This window comes from Amycolatopsis sp. MEPSY49 (assembly GCF_051337345.1).
Classification (GTDB): Bacteria; Actinomycetota; Actinomycetes; order Mycobacteriales; family Pseudonocardiaceae; genus Amycolatopsis.
This window is the reverse complement of sequence record NZ_JBDLYJ010000033.1, coordinates 1-1,920: the sequence shown is the minus strand read 5'-3', so window position 1 is coordinate 1,920 and position 1,920 is coordinate 1. Positions and strand designations below refer to the sequence as shown.

At 68.6% G+C, this 1,920-nt stretch carries 2 protein-coding genes and 1 pseudogene; all 3 read left to right on the top strand.

All coding sequences use genetic code 11. From position 1 onward, the window contains the following. On the top strand, window positions 1-1,347 hold a 1,347-nt coding region (locus ABFJ78_RS50140), incomplete at its 5' end, for a family 2B encapsulin nanocompartment shell protein (RefSeq protein ID WP_436394696.1). Then, window positions 1,347-1,511 carry a hypothetical protein gene (locus ABFJ78_RS50135; protein WP_436394695.1) on the top strand — a complete coding sequence of 55 codons (165 nt, stop codon included), beginning with the start codon at window positions 1,347-1,349 and terminating at the stop codon, window positions 1,509-1,511. The genes ABFJ78_RS50140 and ABFJ78_RS50135, both read left to right, overlap by 1 nt. After that, window positions 1,508-1,920: pseudogene (locus ABFJ78_RS50130) on the top strand (Crp/Fnr family transcriptional regulator); the annotation flags it as partial. The gene ABFJ78_RS50135 and the pseudogene ABFJ78_RS50130, both read left to right, overlap by 4 nt.

The window sequence follows — 1,920 nt, the reverse complement described above, 5'->3', positions numbered from 1 at the left end:
GCCGCCCGCACCCTGGCGACCACGACCAAGTCGGTCCCCCAGATGCAGGGCATCTCCTCCCGCTGGCTGCTCAAAATCCTGCCCTGGGTCGAAGTGTCCGGCGGCGCCTACCGCGTCAACCGCCGCCTGTCCTACTCCGTCGGCGACGGCCGCGTCACCTTCACCACCACCGGCGCCGAGGTCCGCGTCATCCCACCCGAACTCGGCGAACTCGCCCCCCTGCGCGGCTACGACGACGAAGACGTCCTCACCGAACTCGCCTCCCGCTTCACCCAGCACGACTACGAACCCGGCGACGCCCTCGTCGAATTCGGCTCCCAAGCCGACCAGGTCTTCCTCATCGCCCACGGCAAGATCACCAAAGTCGGCACCGGCGCCTACGGCGACCAGACCGTCCTCGGCACCCTCGCCGACGGCGACTACTTCGGCGAAACCACCCTCATCCGCGGCGACGGGATCTGGGAATTCACCGCCAAAGCCGTCACCACCTGCACCGTCCTGTCCCTCCCCAGGCCCGTCTTCGAAGACGTCCTCTCCCGCTCCGAAACCCTGCAAGCCCACCTCGACGCCTACGTCGCCGGCGGCTCGAACGCCCGCAACGACCACGGCGAAGCCGAAATCTCCCTCGCCTCCGGCCACGACGGCGAACCCACCCTGCCCGGCACCTTCGTCGACTACGACGCCCGACCCCGGGAATACGAACTCTCCGTCGCCCAGACCGTCCTACGCGTCCACTCCCGCGTCGCGGACCTCTACAACCAGCCGATGAACCAGATCGAACAACAACTCCGGCTCACCGTCGAAGCCCTGCGGGAACGCCAGGAACACGAACTGATCAACAACACCGGCTTCGGGCTGCTGCACAACGCCGACTTCGCCCAGCGCATCCCCACCCGCACCGGCCCACCCACCCCCGACGACCTCGACGAACTGCTCGCCCTGGTCTGGAAAGACCCCGGAGTCTTCCTCGCCCACCCCAAGACCATCGCCGCGTTCGGCCGCGAATGCACCAAGGCCGGTCTGTATCCCGACGCCGTCGACCTCGGCGGGCACCACGTCCCCGCCTGGCGCGGAATCCCGATCCTGCCGTGCAACAAAATCCCCGTCTCCGACACCCGCACCAGCTCCATCCTGCTGATGCGCACCGGCGAACAAGCCCAAGGCGTGGTCGGACTGCACCAGACCGGGCTGCCGGACGAATACCAGCCGGGGCTGAACGTGCGATTCATGGGCATCAGCGAACAAGCCATCATCTCCTACCTCGTGTCGGCGTACTACTCCGCCGCCGTACTGGTGCCCGATGCCCTGGCGGTACTGGAAAGCGTCGAACTCGGCCGGGAGGCGTGATGGCGGAACCGACGACCCCGCCCCGCAAGCCCGACGCCGAACCGCCGCGCCCCGGGCCCGGCCTGCCGCCGTCGGCCTTCGGGCCGACCGGGCTCGGGACGGCCGCCGCCCGCGTCGTGCCCAAGCCCGCCGCACCCGAACCCGATCGGCGCGTGAACCCTTGACCGTTACCGAAGAACAGTTGTCGCTGGGCGTCAAAGCCGCGCGGACGCTGACCACGACGACCAAAACCCTGCCGCAGATGCGCGGCATCACCACCCGCTGGCTGCTCTCCCAGCTCCCCTGGGTCGACGTCCCCGCCGGCAGCTACCGCGTCAACCGCCGCCTCACCTACACCGTCGGCGACGGCAAAGTCTCCTTCTACAACACCGGCGCCCGCGTCCAAGTCGTCCCCGCCGAACTCACCGAACTCGAACTCCTGCGCGGCTTCGGCGACGAAACGGCGTTGAGTGCCCTGGCCGAGGCGTTCGAACAACGCGAATACGAACCCGGCGCCACCATCGTCGACGCCGACACCCCGCTGGACACCCTGTTCCTGCTGGCCCACGGCAAAGTCACCCAGCACGGCCGCGG